This window comes from Pedococcus sp. P2_E5, assembly GCF_056403895.1.
Genome location: NZ_JBFUEP010000016.1, coordinates 1 through 16590, shown reverse-complemented (window position 1 = coordinate 16590; position 16590 = coordinate 1). Strand labels below are relative to the sequence as shown.

At 67.6% G+C, this 16590-nt stretch carries 20 protein-coding genes; 12 read left to right on the top strand and 8 right to left on the bottom strand.

The features are described 5' to 3' along the window. Positions 1–17 precede the first annotated feature (17 nt). From AC1DVZ_RS07150 to AC1DVZ_RS07115, 8 genes are all read right to left on the bottom strand, one after another. A complete protein-coding gene (locus AC1DVZ_RS07150; RefSeq protein ID WP_477617490.1) occupies positions 18–1256 on the bottom strand; it encodes a CaiB/BaiF CoA transferase family protein in 1239 nt (412 codons plus the stop codon). Continuing rightward, positions 1243–2133, bottom strand: coding sequence for an enoyl-CoA hydratase/isomerase family protein (locus AC1DVZ_RS07145; RefSeq protein WP_477617489.1), 891 nt, complete (start codon positions 2131–2133; stop codon positions 1243–1245). Before AC1DVZ_RS07145 ends, AC1DVZ_RS07150 begins: the two co-directional genes overlap by 14 nt. Continuing rightward, positions 2133–3149 carry an ABC transporter permease gene (locus AC1DVZ_RS07140; RefSeq protein WP_477617488.1) on the bottom strand — a complete coding sequence of 339 codons (1017 nt, stop codon included), beginning with the start codon at positions 3147–3149 and terminating at the stop codon, positions 2133–2135. Before AC1DVZ_RS07140 ends, AC1DVZ_RS07145 begins: the two co-directional genes overlap by 1 nt. Continuing rightward, positions 3146–4696 carry a sugar ABC transporter ATP-binding protein gene (locus tag AC1DVZ_RS07135; protein ID WP_477617487.1) on the bottom strand — a complete coding sequence of 517 codons (1551 nt, stop codon included), beginning with the start codon at positions 4694–4696 and terminating at the stop codon, positions 3146–3148. The genes AC1DVZ_RS07140 and AC1DVZ_RS07135 overlap by 4 nt, the downstream gene beginning before the upstream one ends. A 2-nt stretch (positions 4697–4698) precedes the next feature. Further along, positions 4699–5877, bottom strand: a complete 1179-nt coding sequence (locus AC1DVZ_RS07130; protein WP_477617486.1) for a sugar ABC transporter substrate-binding protein — start codon at positions 5875–5877, stop codon at positions 4699–4701. Between the two features lie 270 nt (positions 5878–6147). Beyond that, positions 6148–6789: a hemerythrin domain-containing protein gene (locus AC1DVZ_RS07125; protein WP_477617485.1), complete on the bottom strand. Its 642-nt coding sequence runs from the start codon at positions 6787–6789 to the stop codon at positions 6148–6150. 121 nt (positions 6790–6910) lie between these two features. Next, positions 6911–7558, bottom strand: coding sequence for a response regulator transcription factor (locus AC1DVZ_RS07120; RefSeq protein ID WP_477617484.1), 648 nt, complete (start codon positions 7556–7558; stop codon positions 6911–6913). Further along, on the bottom strand, positions 7546–9375 hold the full coding sequence (locus tag AC1DVZ_RS07115) for a sensor histidine kinase (protein WP_477617483.1): 1830 nt from the start codon (positions 9373–9375) through the stop codon (positions 7546–7548). Before AC1DVZ_RS07115 ends, AC1DVZ_RS07120 begins: the two co-directional genes overlap by 13 nt. 136 nt (positions 9376–9511) lie before the next feature. Here AC1DVZ_RS07115 and AC1DVZ_RS07110 point away from each other — a divergent pair, with 136 nt between their 5' ends. The 12 genes from AC1DVZ_RS07110 to AC1DVZ_RS07055 all read left to right on the top strand — a co-directional run. Further along, positions 9512–10150: a hypothetical protein gene (locus tag AC1DVZ_RS07110; protein ID WP_477617482.1), complete on the top strand. Its 639-nt coding sequence runs from the start codon at positions 9512–9514 to the stop codon at positions 10148–10150. Continuing rightward, entirely contained in the window at positions 10150–11070 is a 921-nt protein-coding gene (locus AC1DVZ_RS07105; RefSeq protein ID WP_477617481.1) for an ABC transporter ATP-binding protein, read from the top strand. The genes AC1DVZ_RS07110 and AC1DVZ_RS07105 overlap by 1 nt, the downstream gene beginning before the upstream one ends. Further along, on the top strand, positions 11067–11822 hold the full coding sequence (locus AC1DVZ_RS07100) for a hypothetical protein (protein ID WP_477617480.1): 756 nt from the start codon (positions 11067–11069) through the stop codon (positions 11820–11822). Before AC1DVZ_RS07105 ends, AC1DVZ_RS07100 begins: the two co-directional genes overlap by 4 nt. Before the next feature lie 23 nt (positions 11823–11845). Further along, entirely contained in the window at positions 11846–12025 is a 180-nt protein-coding gene (locus AC1DVZ_RS07095) for a response regulator transcription factor (protein WP_477617479.1), read from the top strand. 263 nt (positions 12026–12288) lie between these two features. Continuing rightward, the gene (locus AC1DVZ_RS07090; RefSeq protein ID WP_477617478.1) at positions 12289–13443 is read left to right on the top strand and encodes a tyrosine-type recombinase/integrase; all 1155 of its coding nucleotides are present in this window, start codon (positions 12289–12291) and stop codon (positions 13441–13443) included. Between the two features lie 383 nt (positions 13444–13826). Continuing rightward, on the top strand, positions 13827–14018 hold the full coding sequence (locus tag AC1DVZ_RS07085) for a helix-turn-helix domain-containing protein (protein ID WP_477617477.1): 192 nt from the start codon (positions 13827–13829) through the stop codon (positions 14016–14018). An 11-nt stretch (positions 14019–14029) separates the two neighbouring features. After that, on the top strand, positions 14030–14263 hold the full coding sequence (locus AC1DVZ_RS07080) for a hypothetical protein (RefSeq protein WP_477617476.1): 234 nt from the start codon (positions 14030–14032) through the stop codon (positions 14261–14263). After that, entirely contained in the window at positions 14260–14478 is a 219-nt protein-coding gene (locus tag AC1DVZ_RS07075; RefSeq protein WP_477617475.1) for a hypothetical protein, read from the top strand. The genes AC1DVZ_RS07080 and AC1DVZ_RS07075 overlap by 4 nt, the downstream gene beginning before the upstream one ends. Beyond that, positions 14475–14858, top strand: a complete 384-nt coding sequence (locus AC1DVZ_RS07070) for a hypothetical protein (protein ID WP_477617474.1) — start codon at positions 14475–14477, stop codon at positions 14856–14858. The genes AC1DVZ_RS07075 and AC1DVZ_RS07070 overlap by 4 nt, the downstream gene beginning before the upstream one ends. A 513-nt stretch (positions 14859–15371) precedes the next feature. After that, the gene (locus AC1DVZ_RS07065) at positions 15372–15560 is read left to right on the top strand and encodes a hypothetical protein (RefSeq protein WP_477617473.1); all 189 of its coding nucleotides are present in this window, start codon (positions 15372–15374) and stop codon (positions 15558–15560) included. 1 nt (position 15561) lies between these two features. Further along, positions 15562–16215: a hypothetical protein gene (locus AC1DVZ_RS07060; protein WP_477617472.1), complete on the top strand. Its 654-nt coding sequence runs from the start codon at positions 15562–15564 to the stop codon at positions 16213–16215. Between the two features lie 124 nt (positions 16216–16339). Beyond that, positions 16340–16590: hypothetical protein (locus AC1DVZ_RS07055; protein WP_477617471.1), on the top strand; the 251-nt coding region annotated here is incomplete at its 3' end.

The following is a 16590-nucleotide window of genomic DNA, read 5'->3' as shown; positions in this document are numbered from 1 at the left end:
TGTATCCCCGGTGCGGCTCATTGTGCAGCATCGACTGTCGAGTCCGGGTCGTGCACAACGTGCTGCAAGTCAGCTATCACGCCGGCCTTCAGGAGCTGCTGGATCACGTCCTCGCCGATGCCGGACTCCCGGGCCACCTCGATCGAGTGCTCGCCCAGCATCGGGGCTGCGCGACGCAGCCAGCCCTTCTCACTGCCCTCGACCTTCACCGCCTGACCGAGCACCTTCATCGGGCCGAGCTCGCGGTGCTCGATGGTCTCGACCATGTCGAGCGCCTCGGTGATGGGGTGGTTGAGTGCCTGCTCGAGGTCGAGCACCGGGCCGCACGGGACACCGGCGGCGTTGATCTCTGGGATCCACTCCTCCGCGGACTTCGCGGCGAGCACCTCCTCGATGGCGTGCCGCAGCTCACCGCGGTTGACCATGCGAGCCGCGTTGTCGACATACCGCGGGTCCTCGGCGAGCTCGTCGACGCCCAGCGCCGAGCAGAGCCGGCGCCACATCTTCTCGTTCCCCGAGGCCAAGGTGATCGAGCCGTCGCCGGTCTTGAACGTGCCCTGGGGGAACATGATCGGGTGGTCGTTGCCGTCGCGCCCGGGGACGATCCCGAGGCTGAGGTACTTCTGCGCCTGGTAGGACATCAGGGTGAGAGTCGACTCCATGAGGGAGGCCTCCACCACCGCGCCGTGGCCCGACCGGTTGCGCTCGTGCAGGGCGGCGAGCACTCCCACGGCGGCGAACACGCCCGTCGACGAGTCGCTGATGGCAATGCCGACGCGCAGCGCGCCTGTGTCCTCCGTGCCGGTGACGCTCATCAGCCCGGACATGGCCTGGGCCGTCTGGTCGAAGCCGGGCAGGGCGTCGCCGGGTGGCCGGGTGCCGAAGCCGCTGATGTTGACGTAGATGAGCTTGGGGTTGCGGGCCCGCAGGGTCTCCGCCCCCAGACCCATCGCCTCGGCCGTGCCGGGGCGGTAGTTCTGGACGAAGATGTCGGCGTCGTCGATGAGCCTCAGGAGGAGCTCGAGGCCCTCCGGCCGGCGCAGGTCGACCGCGAGGGACCGCTTGTTCCGGTTGGACGCCAGGTAGTACACGCTCTCCTCGTCGTGGAACGGCCCCGACTGCCGGGCCGGGTCCCCCGTGGGCAGCGTCTCGACCTTGACCACGTCGGCTCCCAGGTCGGCGAGCAACATCGTGAGCGTCGGGCCGGAGAGATATCGGGTGAGGTCGACGACCTTCAGTCCGTCAAGCGCTGCCATGACCGGAGGTCCTCTCGGTGGTGAACTCGGGAGCGCGGCCGGCGAGGAATGCCGCGACGCCCTCCTTCAGGTCTGCTCCGCCGTAGGCCTGCTCGTGGAAAGCGCGGAGCGTGGTGTGGTCGTCGGTGACGGCCGGGTCGAGACCCAGAGCCGCCGTCACCTTGGTGGAACGGATGGTGACCTCGGAGCTGGCCGCGATGTTCGCCACGAGGGCGTTCACCTCGTCCTGGAGGAACTCGGGCTCGACGACCTGCTGCACGAACCCCATCGAGGCGGCCTGCGTGGCGTCGACGAGCTTGCCGCTGGCCACGAGGTACATGAGGTTGGACCGGCCGAGGGCCCCGGCAACCGCCCGGGTCTCGGTGAGGCCCAGGGTGACGCCGAGGCGTCCGATCGGGATGCCGAACCGCGAACGCGACGAGGCGATCCGGATGTCACAGGCGGCCGCGAGCTCGCACCCGCCGCCGACCGCAAGGCCGTCGACCATGGCGATGACCGGGACCGGCAGCGCCTGGACGCCCTGCAACGCAGCGGCGATCGCGGCGTTGTAGGTGTCGGCGTCGCCCGGGGTGAGCCGCTTGGCGGGGAACTCACTGATGTCGGCGCCCGCGCTGAAGGCCCGGCCGCCGGCGCCGCGGATGACCACGGCCCGCAGCGACGTGTGGTCCAGCAGGCTGGTGAAGACCTCGCCGATCCGCAGCCACCCGGCCAGGCTCAACGCGTTGTGCTGGGCCGGACGGCTGAGGGTGACCACCGCAGTCGTGCGGTGGGCCCCCACCTGGGCCAGCTCGAGCCCGATCATTCCCTCGACACACTCGTCCGGCGTCTCTCCTGCCAGAACGGCCCGCAGCGGGGCGTGCTCCGTCATCGTGGCCATCACCCGTTGTCCAGCGGCACGCGGCCACGCGCCAGCTGCGAGAGGGCAACCGCGACGAGGAGGGCGCCACCGTAGAAGAGCTGCTGCACGTAGGACTGGACGCCCATGAGCTGGAGCCCGGTGATGCCGGTGACGAGGAAGTACACCGCGATCGCGGTTCCCCACGGGTTGAACCGTCCGGGCATGATGCTGGTCGCGCCGAGGAAGGCGGCCGCGAATGCGGGGAGCAGCAGCGTCGAGCCGGAGCTGGGGTCCGCCCCACCGGAGGTGCCGGCGTACAGCACACCGGCCAGCGCGGCCAGGGCAGCCGAACCCATGAGGGCACCGACCCGCACGCGGCCCACTCGCACACCGCTGAGCTTCGAGACGCTGCGGCCGCGGCCGACGAAGAGCAGACGGCGTCCGACCGAGGTGTACTCGAGCACCCACCACAGCAGCGCGCACAGGGCGATCGCGTAGAAGAAGGCCAGCGAGATCCCGGCGAAGCGCTTGACGATCACGTAGTCCACGAGCGTCTGCGAGATGCCCGAGATGGTCGCGGAGTCGCTGGCCCACAAGGTGATTCCCGTGAGGAGTGTGCCCATGCCGAGGGTCACGATCAGCGACTCGATGCCGAAGAAGACCATGATCAGGCCGTTGATCAGACCGACCACGAGCCCCATCACGAGGGCGGCGACGATCGCTGCCCAGATCGGCCAGCCGTGCTGGACGTTGAGGATCGCGACCATCATGGCCGACAGCGTCAGCACGCCCGCCACGGAGAGGTCGTAGTCACCGGCCGTGAGGGGCACGATGAGCGCGAGCGTCAGGACGAGGAGCACGGCCTGCGAGCCGAGCATCGTCTGGAAGGTCGCCGCCGTCAGGAAGACGCCGGGGTTCGCGATGCCGAAGCCCACGATGAGCAGCAGCCACGCGACCGGCAGCGCGACGCGCTGCACCAGGTCGAGACGGCTCACGCCCTTGGTCTTGGCGGCACTCACCGCCTTGTCCGTGCTCACGGTCTTGTCGGCGCTCACGACGCCACCTCGGTCGGCTCCAGTGCCGACGGCACCGTCTCCTGCACCGCGTACGAGAGCTCCGAGATCCGCTCCTTGCTGATCTGGTCCCCCGTCAGCTCCGCCACGATCCGGCCCTGTCGGAAGATCAGGACCCGATCGCAGATCAACGCCAACTGTTCGTGATCGCTGCTGGCGCATAGCACGCCCATCCCTTCTGCGGTCGCTGACCGCAACACTGAAAAAATCTCTTCGCGGGCGCCGACGTCGACGCCCTGCGTGGGTTCGTGGACCATGAGCACGGTGGGCCGGGTCTGCAGCCACTTGGCCATCAGGACCTTCTGCTGGTTGCCACCGGACAGGCTCGAGCACGGCAAGGTCGGGTCGTTGGGTCGCACGTCGAACGACGACAGGACCTTCCGAGCCTCCTCGCGCATCTTCTTGCGCCGCAGGAACGGACCCTGCTGGTAGGTGCGCAGGGTCTGCATGCTGACGTTGTCCAGGACGGACAAGGTCAGGATCGCGCCGTCGCGCGGTCGGTCCGCCGGCACGAGGGCCAGTCCCTGGTTGAACGCCTTGGTCGGGTTCTGGCGGCGCAGTTCCGTTGCCGCAGAGCCGATCTCGATTCGACCCGAGTCGGCGCGCTCCGCACCGAACATCAGGTAGGGCAGGTCCTCGAAGCCGGAGCCCGACAAGCCCGTCACCCCCAGGACCTCTCCGCGGTGGACCACGAGGGACGCGTCGGCGACGAGCCCCCCGCGAGCACCAGTGACGGTCGCTGCCACCTCGGACGCCGCGAGCTGGGCCGCGCTGCGGTGGCTGACCGCCTCGAGGTCGTGCCCGACGATGAGGCGCACGATCTCCTCGCGGGTGTGGTCCGCGGTGGCACCGCCACCCACGACCCGCCCGTCACGGAACACCGTGAAGCGGTCCGTGAGCTGCTTGACCTCCTCGAGGTCGTGCGACACGAACAGCACTCCCGTACCGGTGGCCGCGACGTTGCGTGTCACGTCGAAGAGCATCTGCGTGTCGTCCTGCGGCAGGAACACCGTCGGCTCGTCCAGGACGAGCAGGCCGTTGCTCGGCGCGTTCGCCACGGCCCGGACGATCGCGAGCAGGGCCCGCTCGACCGGTCGCAGGTCACTGACGAGCTTCGACGTCCCGAGGCTCACGCCATAGAGGCCGAAGAGCTCGCGAGCCTTGGTGCGCCACTGCTTCCAGGGGATCGAGACCGATCCCTCGGTGGCGAGCTCGTCCAGGAACAGGTTCTCCAGGACGGTCAGGGACGGGATGAGCCCGAGGTCCTGGTGCACGAACCGCATGCCCAGCGCCTTGTACTCACCCGGCGCGAGCGGCAGGGACACCTCCGTGCCGTTGATGTGCAGGTGTCCGCCGTGGTCCGGCTGGTGGAACCCTGCCAGCACCTTGATGAGGGTCGACTTGCCCGAGCCGTTCTGGCCGAGCAGGCCGTGGATCTCGCCGGCTCGCACCGTGAGGTCCACGCCCTGCAGGGCCTTCACGCCACCGAACGTCTTCGCCAGACCTTCGATCTTGAGGACGTCAGACATGTCTACTTGAGTCCCCACAGGGTCCGGTAGCCGTCCTTGAACTGGTTGGGGTCGCCATACCCGTCCTTCTGGTTGACGGGCTTGCCGGCCTCGTCCACGTTGGTCGCGTCGAACACGCGCAGCGGCGTCTTCTGGCTCACCAGCGGCTCCACGCCCGAGAGCACCCGGAGGACCTGGTCCATGTTCGCCCAGCCGAGCCACTCGAGCGGCTCGCCCACCTCGGCGACGACGAGGTTCTTGTCCTGGATCATCTTCATGACCGAGGCGGTGCCGTTGTAGGCGACGATCTTGACGCTGCCGGTCTTGCCGGCCTGGGTGATGCCGGTCGTGAGGAACGGCGTCATACCGTCGAACACCGGGATCGCGTAGTTGATGGACGGGTCCTTGAGCAGGGCCGTCTGCACCTGGGTGGGCACCTTGGTCGCCCAGTCCGAGATCGGGATGTTGACGATCTGCGCCTTGCAGGTGGCGGGGCACTTGGCCGCCAGCTCGTCCTTGAACGCCTTGGCGATCCCGGCTGCGGGCTGGACCTCGTTCGAGGTCACGAAGTACGCGTTGACGTGGCCGCCCGAGTTGACGATGGCGTAGTCAGCCATGAGCGTGCCGGCCCGGTAGTGGTGTGCGTCGACGAAGGCAGCGACGTTCGGCTGCTCCTTCTTGGCACTCTCGACGTAGGACTCGTCGTAGAGGTGCGTGCTGATGACCGGGATACCCGCGGCCTTGGCGGCAGCCAGCTGCGGTCCGAGCAGCTTCGGGTCCGGCGAGCCCTCGAGCACGATGGCGTCGGCCTTCTGCGCGATGCCGCTCTGGACGCCCTGGATCCACTGCGAGACCTGGCCCTGGTTGGTGAACTGGATGACCTTGACGCCGGCCTCCTTGCCCGCCTCGCCCATCGCCGCGTCGACGATCTGGTTGAACGGGACGGTGCTGTTGAGGCTGACGTTGACGATCGTCTTGCCCTTGGCCTTCGACGCGTCGAAGGTCGGGCCGGGCGCCGTGAACGACGGGAGGGCCTTGGCCTTGTCGATCTCTGCCTTGGCGGCCGACGTGTCGACGGCGGGGCCCGAGCCGTTCGCGGCAGACGCCGTCGGGCTCGTGCCCTCAGAACAACCTGCCAGGCCGAGTGCCGCGACGACCGCCAAAGATGCGGTCAGTCCGTGCGCTCCGAAGTTTCGCCGCATTGCGGTCCTCCATGATCCCGAGGGCGGCGAGCACCGTTGCTCACCGCGTGGTGGGCCTCACCGTAAGGGCCTCGGAACGCGATTGTCTACAATATTCAAACGACAATCTGCGAAATGGCGGAGATCCGCCGGGCCGTCCGCACTGTCCGAGGCGGATGGCCTGCGACGACGGGGCGCTTCATGTGTCCGGCCGGTCCGGGCTCGTGGAGGGGTACGGCCTCGCGCGCCCATACATGTCGCACGCGCCTGTCGGTGACCTGAGCAGCCAGGTCACGCTGGGCCCCGCCACGCTGGGGCGACCTCGCGGTAGTACGACCTGCCCGCCATCCTGCTGAGGAGAAAGGCGACGGGGGCCGGGATCGTGGAGCGGAAAAAGGCGCGCTCTTGGTTGGGCATCCCGTCCTGGACCCAGGCCATCCAGCGGCCCGTCTCGGCGAGGGACCCCGGACGCAGGCGTTTCTCGACGGCCTTCCAGTCCGGCGATTCAATGTGCGGCAGCATCAGCGGCTCGAGCTCTGTCTCCTCGTGGTGCAGGTGCCGCTCCACGACCTCGTGTGCTCGGATCATGGCGTCCCGGGCGGAGTGCGCGTCGGGGGCGGAAGCGGTCGAGGCGTAGGCGGTCATTGCTGTCGCTGCCTCTGCAAGCGCGGCCGCCATCGCCTCGTGCTCGGCCTCCATGACAGCCACGAGCTCGCTCGCTCCCTCGACCCTGGCCAGGAACGGGAAGACGTAGGTGTCCTCGCCCAGGTGGTGGTGCTTGAGCTGGCGGTGCATGTTCGCGTATGCCGCGTCGAGCTGGCGCGCCCGAGCCCGGTCACCGTCGCGAGCCGTATGGAGCGCGGACTCAAGGCGAACCAGGTCACGGCGGACTGCCGCATGGATCACCCGGTTCATCGTCATGGGGCTGCTCACGGGCCAGACGCTAGCGGACTGGATCCGTCGCTGGATCCAGCATTTGCGCTATCGATGGTGGGCGAGGTCGAAGGGTCCGAGGGTTGGCCAGTTCAGAGGGGTGCGCTGGGCTGCAGCCGCGTTACGACACCTCGCCGCCACGCAGGTGCGCGAGCACAGCCAGAACACGGCGGTGCTCGCTGGCGGACTCGGGGATGTCGAGCTTGATGAAGAGTCGGCGGACGTGCGACTCGACCGTCCGGTCGCTGAGCACCAGGCGCTGCGCTATGCCAGAGTTCGTCAGGCCCTCAGCCATGAGGGCGAGCACCTCCACCTCTCGCTCGCTCAACGCCTGAATCCCGTGTCGCTGGCGACCAGCCACCAGGTTGGAGATCACCTTAGGGTCGAGGGCAGAACCACCCCTTGCGACGCGTTCCGCCGTGGCCAGGAACTCGCCCACCTCCAGGACGCGATCCTTGAGGAGGTAGCCGAAGGCCTGGTGCTCGACCAGCCCGACGGAATGCACGGTCTCAACATGCTGTGAGAGCACCAGGACTCCCAGGGTCGGGAGGACTGACTTGAGCTCTGCAGCCGCGCGGATGCCTTCATCGGTGTGGGTCGGCGGCATCCGGACGTCCATGACGACGAGATCCGGCGTGACGTGCTGCACCACGGCGAGTAGCCCCTCGGCGTCCCCCTGGGTTGCCACGACCTCGTGGCCGCCGTCCTCGAACAACCGCGCCAAGCCTTCTCTGAGCAGGACCTGGTCCTCGACGATCACGACGCGCATGACAGCTCCGCTACGAGAGTCGTGCCCTGACCGGGCTCGGACCGGATGCTCAGCCGCCCGCCGTGGGCGGCCACGCGGTCGCTGACTCCGACGAGACCACCGCCGTCGCGCAGCTCGGCTCCGCCGACCCCGTCATCGGTCACCCGCAGGACCAGCCTGTCCCCCACCTCCCGCACGTCGAGGTCGAGCCGGGTCGCCGCTGCGTGCTTAGTCGCGTTGGTGACGCCTTCGCAGGCAATGAAATACGCCGCGGTCTCGACGTCCCTGGGAAACCGTCGATCCGGTACGCGCACCGAGACGGGCAGCAGCGTGCGCTGGACCAGGTCGCGCAGCGCCGACGCGAGGCCGTCGTCGAGGATGCCGGGCCGGATCCCGTGGGCGATCTCGCGGAGCTCCTCGATGGTGTCGGTGACCTCCTGGACTGCGGTGTTCAGCGAATGAGTCACCTCAGCACCCGGATCGCCCAGTTGGTGCTGGAGGTGGCGGAGGCCGAGCCCGATGGAGACCAGCCGCTGCTGGGTGCCGTCATGCAGGTCGCGCTCGATGCGACGGCGCTCGGACTCGGTGGCAGCCACGATGCGCCGCCGGGAGTCCCTCACCTCGGTCAACTGGGCACGAAGCTCGGCGCGCAGCCRGACCATCTCGATCGCCAGGGATGCCTCCTGCTCGAGTGCCGGCACGAGCGCGGCTCGTGCCTCGTCGCTGCGCATGCGAGCCGAGGCGTCTGCAATCACCCGCGAGACCTCCTCCGGCTCCCGTCTGCCCGCGCGCAGCTCGGCCATGAAGCGGGCGACATCGCCGAGGGCGTCGTAGCGCCCGCGGGCGAACCAGCGGTCCACGTACGTCTGGAAGAACGTCAGCAGCGGCCGGAAGGCAAGCGCAACGACCAAGGTGGCGAGTGCTGTCGCGATCGTCGAGCCTCGACCGAAGACGACCCCGAGCCCGACGATGAGTGCCGCGAAGGACCCGCCCAGCGCGGCGGTGACAGTGGCATAGACGACGGTGCGGCTGATGATCAGCTCGATGTCGTAGAGCCGGTAGCGCCAGATCGCCGCCAGCGCCGCCAGCGGGACGGCGGTCAGGACGATCGCATTCCAGATCCGCACCACGACAAAGCTGTAGTAGAGGGGCGCACCGATCGGAAGAGTGAGCACTACCAGGCTGACCGCTGCCACCATCCACTTCAGTTGTTGTCGCTCGACACCTTGCGCCTGGCGCATGCGGAGCACCATCGCCAGGGCGCCGAGGATCATCGAGGCCGCCAAGGCAGTCAATCCACTCCAGAAGAGGAGCTCACTCGGCACCACCTCGCTCAGCAGCGGGTTGCGGCCGGTCACCAGGCCCTCTGTCACCTCGTCACCCGTCGCCCAGCCGGCCATGGTGACGACCGCGCCCAGGCACCCGAGCGGGAGGACCCACGGCCAGACCCTCCCCTGCTGCGGAGGGGAGCCACTGGGGAAGAGCACGAACGTCGCCGCCATGAGAGCTCCCCCGATGGGCCACGCCGTGTTGACCACCAGATCTACAGCGACTGTGCCCGGCCACGCTCGGACCGTGCCGGCCAACACCCAACCCTGCGCGAGGTCGCTCACGATCGCATTCACCAGCCCCGTGGCGATCAGCAACCACCCGATCCTGTGACCGGGATGGCGCGCCAGGATCAGCACGCCCGCGACGATGTTGGCGAGGCCATAGAGGGCGTAGAGGAGGCTGTCCCACGCGGGTTCTCRTCCCCACGACAGGCCGATCGCGACGACCTCGATCACCAGCGTTCCAAGCAGCATCGCCCAGTGCGCAGGCCGCAGTCGCAGTTCCACCTTCGAATAGTGGCGCAGCCGAGGTATCCGCGCATTCAGTGCTGGCACGCAAGCCGGATCTCAGCATCCGCCCGGACGCGCAGCCAGGGTCGTCAGGCCTTTCATGGGAGTCACCAACGACTGTCTGGAGCCTGCGATGACACTCACCACCGAGTCCCACACCCCCACTACTCGCCGTCCCGTGCGCAAGGCGGTCTTCCTCCCGTCCGTCGGTCTGATCGTGGCGGCCGCCGCCCAGATCGACGCCGGCATCACGACCAACGCGTTCCGCTCGGTCAGCCCCGCGCCCGAGGACGGCCTGAACTTTCCCTGGTACGGCGAGCTGGCCGGCCAGATCTCGACCTGGTGGTCCTTCACCGGGCTCTTCCTGGTCATCGGGTTCGCAGCCTTCGCACTCAGCAGTGCTGTCCGGCACAGCAGACGGGGCCGAGCCGGGGCTTGGGCCGCTGTCGTCGGGGCAGCCCTGCTCGTGCTCGCCAACTTCATGTCTGCTGTCAACGCCGACGCGATGATGGACGACGGGATCAGCAAGGTCATTGTCGGCTTCTTTGCAGTCGCGACGCTCCTCATCGGGGCAGGGCTCATTGCCGGCGGCCTCGCGACCCTGCGGTCGGGAACCTGGCACGGCGTGGGTCGCCACGTCCCGCTCGCCACCGGAATCTGGTGCTTCCTCCTCATCCCGATCCAGTTCACCGGGGAGCTCGCCATCGGGGTCGGGGTCATGGCGGCGCTCCAGGTCGCGCTCGGCGCGGCCCTCATCGCCGAGGAGGCCTGATGAACATCGAGCTGAGCAGCCTCACCAGGCGCTTCGGCGACGTGCTTGCCGTCAACGACGTCAGCGCGGTGGCACAACCAGGCCAGGTGACGGCCCTGCTCGGACCCAACGGTGCCGGCAAGACCACGACGATGCGGATGCTGCTGGGGTTGGTGGCACCGGACACTGGAACCGCGACGTTCGGCGGCTGCCTCTACGGCGAGCTCCCGGATGCCGTCCGGCAGGTCGGCGCGGTCCTCGAGGCGTCGGGCTACCACCCGGGACGTTCGGCCCTGGATCACTTGCGGATCCTCGCGACGGCGTCGCGGCTGCCCACGGACGCGCCGATGAGCGCGCTTGTCGAGACCGGACTCGCAGACGACGCGCGTCGGCGAGTCGGGCAGTTCTCCCTCGGGATGCGCCAGCGGCTCGGGATCGCCGCGGCGATGCTCGGCGACCCGGGAGTGCTCGTCCTGGACGAGCCGACGAACGGCCTCGACCCGCCCGGGGTGCGGTGGCTGCGTGGCTACGTGCGCCGACTCGCGGACGAGGGTCGCACCATCCTGTTGTCCAGCCATGCTCTGAGCGAGGTCGAGCTGATCGCCGACCACGTGCTCGTCATGGTGCAGGGGCGGCTGGCCAGGTCCTCAAGCCTTGCAGCGTTTCGCGCCGAGGCGGGCGTCGGTTCGAGGGTGCGCACGCCGGACCCGGATCGGCTCGGCTCCGCCCTGGACGCGGCGGGGCACAGGCACCGTCGTACCGACGTTGGGCTCGCCGTGGACGCCACGCCCGAGCAGGTCGGTGAGCTCGCGGCCCTGCATCGAATCGTCCTGCACGGCTTGGAAGGAACAGCCGACCTCGAGAAGGCCTTCTTCCGGCTCACCCAGGAACCCGGCGAAGCAACGGAGCGATCACTAGCGGCCGAAGGGGTCATGTCATGAAGGCGCTGGTGGCGGCGGAGCTGCTCAAGCTGCGCAGCACGCGGGCGACAGCGTTGATGGTGCTGGCGACGCTCGGACTCGCCGTGCTCACCGTCCTGACGACCGTGCCGGGCGTGCTGGAAGAGAATCCCTCGATCTCGCTCACAGACCCTGACGTCCTGGCGATCATCGTGGGAAACGGTTTCGGTGCACCCCTGGTTCTCATGGCACTGCTCGGCGTACTCGCCTTCACTCAGGAGTTCCGCCACGGGACGGTCACCTCGACCTACTTGGCCGAGCCTCGTCGAGCACGAGTCCTGATCGCCAAGGTGTTGTCGCTGACGCTCGCCAGCATCGTCATCACCGCGGTGACGCTCGTCGTCACCGTGCCGCTCAGCATCGCCCTGATCCGCTCTCAGGACGGCGTCGTAACGGTGACGGCGCAGTTGTGGCAGACGGTCGCGGCCGGATTCCTCGCGATGGCGGCGTACGGCGTACTCGGCGTTGCCATCGGGGCACTGGTCACGAACCAGATCGCGGCCATCGTCGGGGTGTTGATCTGGATGCTCGCCGTCGAGCAAATGGTGATCCCCATCTACCCCGAGGCCGGTCGCTGGATGCTCTACGCATCCGCCAGTTCGTTCATGCAGATCGGTGAGTCCCTCGGCGTCCAGTTGCTCTCTGTCGGCATGGGTGGGCTCGTCCTGCTCTGCTACGCCGCCGTCCCGGTCATCCTCGCCATCGTCGTGACACCACGCAGGGATGTCTTGTGACGTCGGGGAGCCGAGGCGGTTCCTTGGTTCTCCTCGGCGGACTCAGCGGGCTCGCATGGGCCGCAGGCCTTCGCGGATTCGCCACCGAGCTCTACATCACCCCCAGCACCGTCAAGGCCCACCTCGCCAGCCTCATGAGAAAACTCGGCGCCCGCAACCGCGTCGAGGTCGCGATGTGGGCCCACGAGACCGGCCGCCTCTAGACCTCTCAGAGCCCTGTGCGGTCGGCTGCCGGCAACGAAACGGCCCCTGGTCTGCGTCTCCGCAGGTCAGGGGCCGTTCGTGACTGGTGGGCGATACTGGGTTTGAATCAGTATCCCAATGGATTCGGCTGCACTGGCCTGACCTGCTTAAATCCGTTGTGACCAGCGCGTATGCGACACAGTATCGCGGGACTGGACGTGACACAAGACGACACGGATAATCGCACGTATCGCACGCAGATCGCACGACGAGGGGATTCAGGATGGCTGGCAAAGCGAACCGCAGGGGCTTCGGGTACGTCCGTCGTCTGCCGTCCAAGCGCTACCAAGGGTCGTACATCGGCCCCGACATGGCGCGTCACTCAGCGCCCAGCACGTTCGACACCAAGGCCGACGCCGAGGCATGGCTATCCGACGAGCACCGCCGTATCGCCATGGAGGCGTGGACTCCCCCAAAGCTGCGGCGACAGGTGGCCGAGGCGAACCGACCCACGACGTTCGGCACGTACTCCGCCGCCTGGCTCCAGGGCCGAGACCTGAAGCCCCGCACCCGATCTCACTACACCGCGCTGCTGCGCGACCACATCGGGCCAGCGTTCGACGCGGTGCCCGTCAAGGAGATCCGCCCAGACATGGTGCGCGCCTGGCACGCCGACCTCGACAAGAAGACGCCCACGACCAAGGCGCACTCCTACGGGCTACTGCGCGCCATCCTCGCTACCGCCGTGTCCGACTCTCTCCTGCCCGTGAATCCATGCCACATCCGCGGCGCCGGAACGTCCAAGCGCGTGAAGAAGATCCGTCCCGCAACGCTCGAGGAGCTCGAGACGCTGGTCGCTGCCATGCCCGAACGGCTTCGCCCAATGACCTTGCTCGCCGCGTGGTGTGGACTGCGGTTCGGCGAGCTGGTGGAGCTGCGTCGCAAGGACGTCGACCTCAAGGCCGGGGTGATCCACGTCCGGCGCGCGGCCGTGCGAGCGGATGGTGTGGTCGTGATCGGCACCCCGAAGTCCGACGCCGGCACTCGAGATGTCGCCATCCCGCCACACCTGATCCCCATGCTCCGGGAGCATATGAGCAAGAACATCGTCGGCGGTCGCGACGGGTTGCTGTTCCCCAGCGCGAGTGGTGGAACACTGGCCCCCTCCGCCCTGTATGGCCGCGCACCGAAGGGCGAGCAACCAGGCTCGGGTTTCTACGCCGCGCGTGTGGCCGCTGGCAGGCCAGACCTGCGGTGGCACGACCTGCGCCACACGGGGGCCGTTCTGGCGGCACAGACGGGTGCCACGCTGGCCGAACTCATGGGGCGGCTCGGGCACTCCACGCCACAGGCCGCACTGCGCTATCAGCACGCCGCCGAGGGCCGAGACATGCAGCTGGCGAAGGCCCTGTCTGAAATGGCCAATCGCTCCCAGTGACGGAACTCCCGCTCCAGCAAACGCGCGCAAATTGCTAAATGTGAGCAGGATCACATTAGCTACCGATGGGGGCCTAAGTCGTGACACAGACGTGCACAGACCAACCACAGGCTAGTCCACACGATTGCACACGATGGTTCGCTGTATTTCCCTGTGCTTCGCCGCCTCGCGGGGGTGCCGATTTCGGTGCGACAGTCCGGTAGATCAGCGGGTACGCCGGCCGTAGACTGGCACTCACGGCCATTCAAGGGCAGCACGATCACCCGCGAATCGCCTTGAAACACAACGCAATGGCGGCCCCGGCATGACTTTGGCGAGACAACCGGGACCGCCTTACCTCCCGCTAGGAAGGCACTCCCATGCTAGACGTCCCCAGGGCTGCAATGGAACAGCCCGCCGCTTTCTGGTCGCTCGAGCGCGCCGCCGAGCACTACGGGTGCTCGGTCAAGACTGTGCGCCGCATGATCGCCTCTGGCGAGATCACCGGCTATCGCGTCGGTAAGCGCATGATCCGTGTCGCGGCCGATGAGATCTCTGTCCTGGCCCGCCGCATCCCCGCCGCCGACGCCAGCTAGGGCGAGACGGCATGGACGCCGCCCAGCACATGGTCAACCTCGACGACCTCCACCCCGCTCACATGGTCGGATACGACCAAGGCTTCGCGCACGGTCAGCGGCTCGCGGACAACGACCGCGCACACGCCATCCTGCACGCCTACGCCGTCAAGATGGCGGGACTGGCCATCAGGACAGCCCGAGCCCGTCACGGCGACGGCTGGGCAAGTGAGATAGCCCGCCAGGCCTCAGGTGAGGACTGGTGAACCGCATCTACGTCTACGGGATGCCAGAGAACTCCCGCTACACACTGATCCGCGGCCACCTGCGGGACTGGCTCAAGGCCGAGAACATCCCCGCGATGCATTCGGTCACTTACAAGGGCTGGCACGTCCGCACTGAACGGATTGGCGACCTCATCGCCAGGGCCGAACACGCCGGCTACGAGGTGCACATGAAGGGCCGGGTGGTCCGACCATGAGCATCAACGCATGGGCCAAGCACTACCAGACCGTCTGGCTCGAACGTGCGGGCGATCCGGAGCTGCCCGACTGGCTGCGCGTGGCATGCGTCGCCTACGGCCAACACAAGGCCAATGGACACGCGACGTTCCGTAGGGGCCAGCTCGCGCTGATCCTCGCGCGCATCGATACCGCCACAGGTGAAGTCCTTCCCCTCGACAGGCGAAACCTCTACCGAGCCATCCAGGTGGCGATCCAACACGGATGGCTTTCTGCCACCTCGAGCGCGCGATGCCTCGTTGTTCCGGCCCACCACGTTACGGGCGGACTTGGCAATGCACGCGCCGTCTGCCCACAGCACGAGGCCATCAGAGAACGCCACCTCAAGGCGGTGGGCTAGATGCAAACGTCATCACTCACTGACGACGTATACCCCCAAACGTCATCACTGAGTGACACCCTCTGTCGTCACTCAGTGATGACGTTTGGCGCGAAATCGTGCTCAGTTCGGAAAGCCCCTTCTATCTCTTCTCTCACCAAACGCAGCGTGCCCGACAGGGCACCCCGAATGGGTCCACCCACATGCCCAGTTTGCGGTGGGGCTCTCCGTCCCGGATGGCTCATCCACCCGTCATGTCGGGAGTCCGCGTGAACGCCGCCGAGCGACTGACTCAAGCCCTGGCAAACCTGGCCGAGCGCAACCAGCGGACGCCCTGCCTTGGTAGCAAGCGATCGGCCCGATGGACCAGCGACGACCTCGCCGATCTCGAGTGGGCGGCATTCCACTGCGTCTCCCTCAACTGCCCGCTTCTCGACCTCTGCGGCGACGCAGCTGACGAGATGAAAGCCCGTCATTTCACGTGGGGCGGACGCGTGCGCTCCCCCCAACCCCGAACGAAAGCGAGCTAGACCCATGAGTGACAAGAAGATCCGACGACAGGCCGCCACCACAGTGAAGAGCGTCTTGGGCTACGCAGTGGCTCGGGCGGCGTCGTTGCAGCAAAGCAAGGACGAAGGCGAGGACGTCACCAGCGAGGCACTGGCTCTGCTGTCCGTCCTGGCGATGGTCGACCGCATGGCGGACATCGCGGAGGGCAGCTGAGATGGCCAGCAACAGGGTCATAAAGGAGTCCCAGTCCTTCCGCTACAAGGTGCAGCTCCTGCGCGAGGAGCAGCGCCGCCAGCGATCGTCGTCGCCGTTCTGGGGTACGGGCGTCCACCCCAACGGCCAACTGGGCATGGACTCGGACAACTACGCCGCGGGCGTCTCCGGCTTCAGCCTGCGAGGCGGTGACGGGTTTCTTGAGATCAACGACATCCAGCTACGCGGCAACATCATCGGCAACGCGGCGCTGTCCAACCCGGTGATACCGGGGCAGCAGTTCATTGGAACCAACACATTCGGTGTGACCGTCGCAGGCGCCTACATCCTGACCCGTACTGCAACAGTGCCGGCAGGCTGCGACACGGCGACGGTGACCGCGTTCGGCCGAGTCATCGCGACCAACTCGACCGGCACCGATGACGCCCTGTACTCGACGATTGACATCAACGGCGCAGGCGGCAACCAGTTTGGGACCGACGTGCGCGCCGGGAAGTTCTCCACCAGCTCGGTCGGATTCTCAACGACCTTGACCGGCTTGACACCGGGAGGGTCGGTTGTGACACGCCTCTACGCCTCAACAGGACTCGCGTCGTGGGCCAGCAGCGCCTCGAACGCCGCAGACCTGTCCGTGACCATTCTGTGGACCCGGTGATCGCCGTGCCCGAGATGACCCCCACCAAGCCAGGCCCCGGTCAAACCCTGACCGAGTCGGACTATCTGCCGGACCCCGAGGCCGTCAAGGCCTCCGAGCCGCCCGCGGCAGAGGAGGTCACTCCGTGAGCGAAAGCGAGAGGCCGCTCACGACGTACTGGCCAGACATGCCCGGAACCCCACGGCAGACGGCCTACACGCGGCGGGCGGACACCTGGCCCACCCACCGTCGCCGCAGACCGCAGCGCAGCACGACCGAGCCGCAACCCCGGCAACTCACGACCGGGGAAATGGCCCGCGACCTCGTGGCCCGTGGGCTCGCGTCCTCGATGATCCTCGACTCCCAACCCACGACCTACGACAACCGAAAGAAGGC